We start from the raw sequence: 2,441 nt of genomic DNA, 5'->3' as shown, positions 1-2,441 counted from the left end.
GCTCGACCGTCCACCGGTCGGCGGCGGCGGCCCGCCCCTCCCAGCTCAGGTGATGCGGTCGGCCGAGACCGATCGGCCCCGCGGCGTCGTCCAGCTCGTCGTCGCCGTTCAGCGTGTAGCCGGGGACGAGCCGGTCGTCGTCCTCGGGCGGCGGGAGCAGATCCCCGGCGCCGAGGTCCCCGGGCCGGATGCGCCGATCCCACGGCACCCACTCGGGGGCGACCAGCGCGTCCGCTCCCGGGAGGAGCGCGATCTCGTCGACGGTCAGGTCACCACCGGGCACGAGCGCGAGGACGCAGGCCCAGTACCACCCGCGGTACCCGGGCAGCTCGGAGGCGAACCGGTGCGTGGTGGTGAACTCCGCCTCGACAGTGCTGCCGAGGTGCTCCCCCACACCCTCCGCGGCGAACTCCTCGACCGCCGACCGGGCCACGTCGACGCCGGAGGCCAGCCGCTCACGCAGCGCGCCGTCGAAATCCGACCCCTGATCCGTGCCTACCCCGGTGTTCACCCCTCCCATTATGCGCATCTCCGCGTGGAGGTCACGGCCCGGCCCGTCGTGCGGCATCCTGGGGGGCATGCGCAGCGCCCTCGGCCCGGTCGGCCCCCTCGTCGTGTCCCTGAGCCTCGTCGCCGCACTCACGGCGTGTTCCTCGGACGACGGAGGAGCACCGCCCGCCACCACCTCCGCCGGCGCTTCCCTGGCCTCGTCGAGCGTCCCCGCCGGCTCGGCCGCCGGGAGTTCGGCGGCCCCCCGGGTGCCGGTCGGGCCGTCGGACCCGCAACCCGCGCGCGGCTCGGTGGAGGTCGTGCGCACGCTCGAGCACGACCCGTCCTTGTTCACCCAGGGGCTACAGGTGGTGGGCGACGAGATCTACGAGTCGACGGGGCGGGTCGGCAGTTCCGTGGTCCAGCGTCGACCGCTGGGGGGTGGCGAGCCCGCGGTGACCGTCGCCATGGCGGGGGACGAGTTCGGCGAGGGCCTGGCCGTCACCCCCGACACCCTGTGGACCCTCACCTGGCAGAAGGGCATCGCCCACAACCGCGACCCGCAGACCCTCGAGGTGCGCTCCGAGGTCCCGTACGAGGGCGAGGGCTGGGGCCTGTGCTCCGACGGCACGGCGCTGGTGATGAGCGACGGCTCCGACACCCTGACCTTCCGCGACCCGACGACCTTCGAGCCGACCGGACGCGTGTCGGTGACCTCCGGGGGCACGCCGGTCACCCGGCTCAACGAGCTGGAGTGTGCGGACGGCTCGGTCCTCGCGAACGTGTGGATGACCGACGAGATCGTGCGGATCGATCCCGCGACGGGGCAGGTCACCGCGATCTACGACGCCGGGCAGCTCCAGCAACCGCGGCCCGCGGACCCGGATGCGGTGCTCAACGGCATCGCGGCGCTGCCGGACTCCGGGAACGTCCTGCTCACCGGCAAGCTGTGGCCGACCATGTACGAGGTGCGCCTCGTTGGGTGAGCGTCACACCGGACCCGCGCGCCGCGCCGTCTCCTCCGCCGGACGGGGCGTGCGCCGGGTCTTCCACGCCGACGGCGCGGACCGCTCGGGGCTCGCTCCGCTCAGCTACGTCACGGTCGCCAACTTCGCCTGCGACGCGATCCTCGCAGTGGCCCTGGCGAACACCCTGTTCTTCTCCGCCGCGACCGCGGAGTCCCGCGCCAGCGTGGCGCTGTATCTCCTGGTCACGGTCGCGCCGTTCGCACTGATCGCGCCGGTCATCGGCCCTGCGCTGGATCGCCTGCACCGGGGCCGACGTCTCACCGTCTCACTGACGTTCACCCTGCGTGCGGTGCTGGCGGTGGTCCTCGCGCTGAACTTCGACTCCTGGCTCCTGTACCCCCTCGCGCTGGGCATGCTCGTGTTGTCCAAGACGTTCGGCGTCGTCAAGGCGTCCATCACCCCCCACGTGCTGCCCCCGACCCTGGACCTGGTCCGCACCAACTCCCGCCTGACCGTGCTGGGGCACGTCTGCGGCAGCCTCATCGCAGGGGCGACAGCCGGCGCCGTGGCATGGCTGTGGGACTCCGACGCCTCCCTGTGGTTGCTCGCAGCGGTCGCCCTCGTCGCGGCCTACGTCGCCGTGACCATCCCCGCGCACGCCGAGGCGTCCCGGGACGAGGAGTCCGCCACCCTGCGGATGGAGCGGGGCCCGAGTCTGACCGGTGACCTCCGGGCGGTCCTCACGCGGCCGCTGGGCAGGAACGTCCTGGCGAACCTGTGGGCGGTGTCGCTCCTGCGTTTCACGACCGGCTTCCTCACCCTGTTCCTGGCGTTCATGGCCAAGGCCCAGGAGGACGCCACCGCGATCGAGCAGGCCGGCCTCCTGGCGATGGCGGGCGCCGCCGGCGGGCTGGGTACCTTCACCGGCAACGCCGTCGGTGCGCGGCTCCCGCTGGGCCGGCCCGAACGGATCGCCGGCACGGC

General features: G+C 73.3%; 3 protein-coding genes. 2 read left to right on the top strand and 1 reads right to left on the bottom strand.

Annotation, left to right across the window (positions count from 1 at the left end):
• Positions 1–520, bottom strand: a 520-nt coding sequence (locus G6023_RS12245; protein ID WP_182635723.1) for a DUF3027 domain-containing protein, incomplete at its 3' end; no start/stop codon positions are given.
• Positions 521–578: 58 nt separating this feature from the next.
• Between G6023_RS12245 and G6023_RS12240 the strand changes: the two genes are divergently transcribed.
• Positions 579–1,475 (top strand): glutaminyl-peptide cyclotransferase, encoded by an 897-nt coding sequence (locus G6023_RS12240; RefSeq protein ID WP_096907333.1) that lies wholly within the window; start codon positions 579–581, stop codon positions 1,473–1,475.
• Positions 1,468–2,441: MFS transporter (locus G6023_RS12235; RefSeq protein WP_182635720.1), on the top strand; the 974-nt coding region annotated here is incomplete at its 3' end. The genes G6023_RS12240 and G6023_RS12235, both read left to right, overlap by 8 nt.

Origin of the sequence: Dietzia sp. DQ11-71 (assembly GCF_014144995.1) — a bacterium.
Classification (GTDB): Bacteria; Actinomycetota; Actinomycetes; order Mycobacteriales; family Mycobacteriaceae; genus Dietzia; species Dietzia kunjamensis.
The sequence above is the reverse complement of the archived record's forward strand: the minus strand, read 5'-3'. Positions and strand labels throughout refer to the sequence as shown.

Excerpts from the sequence above, each read along its gene's own strand:
- G6023_RS12240 (WP_096907333.1), top strand. The coding sequence starts at position 579 with ATGCGCAGCGCCCTCGGCCCGGTCGGCCCCCTCGTCGTGTCCCTGAGC.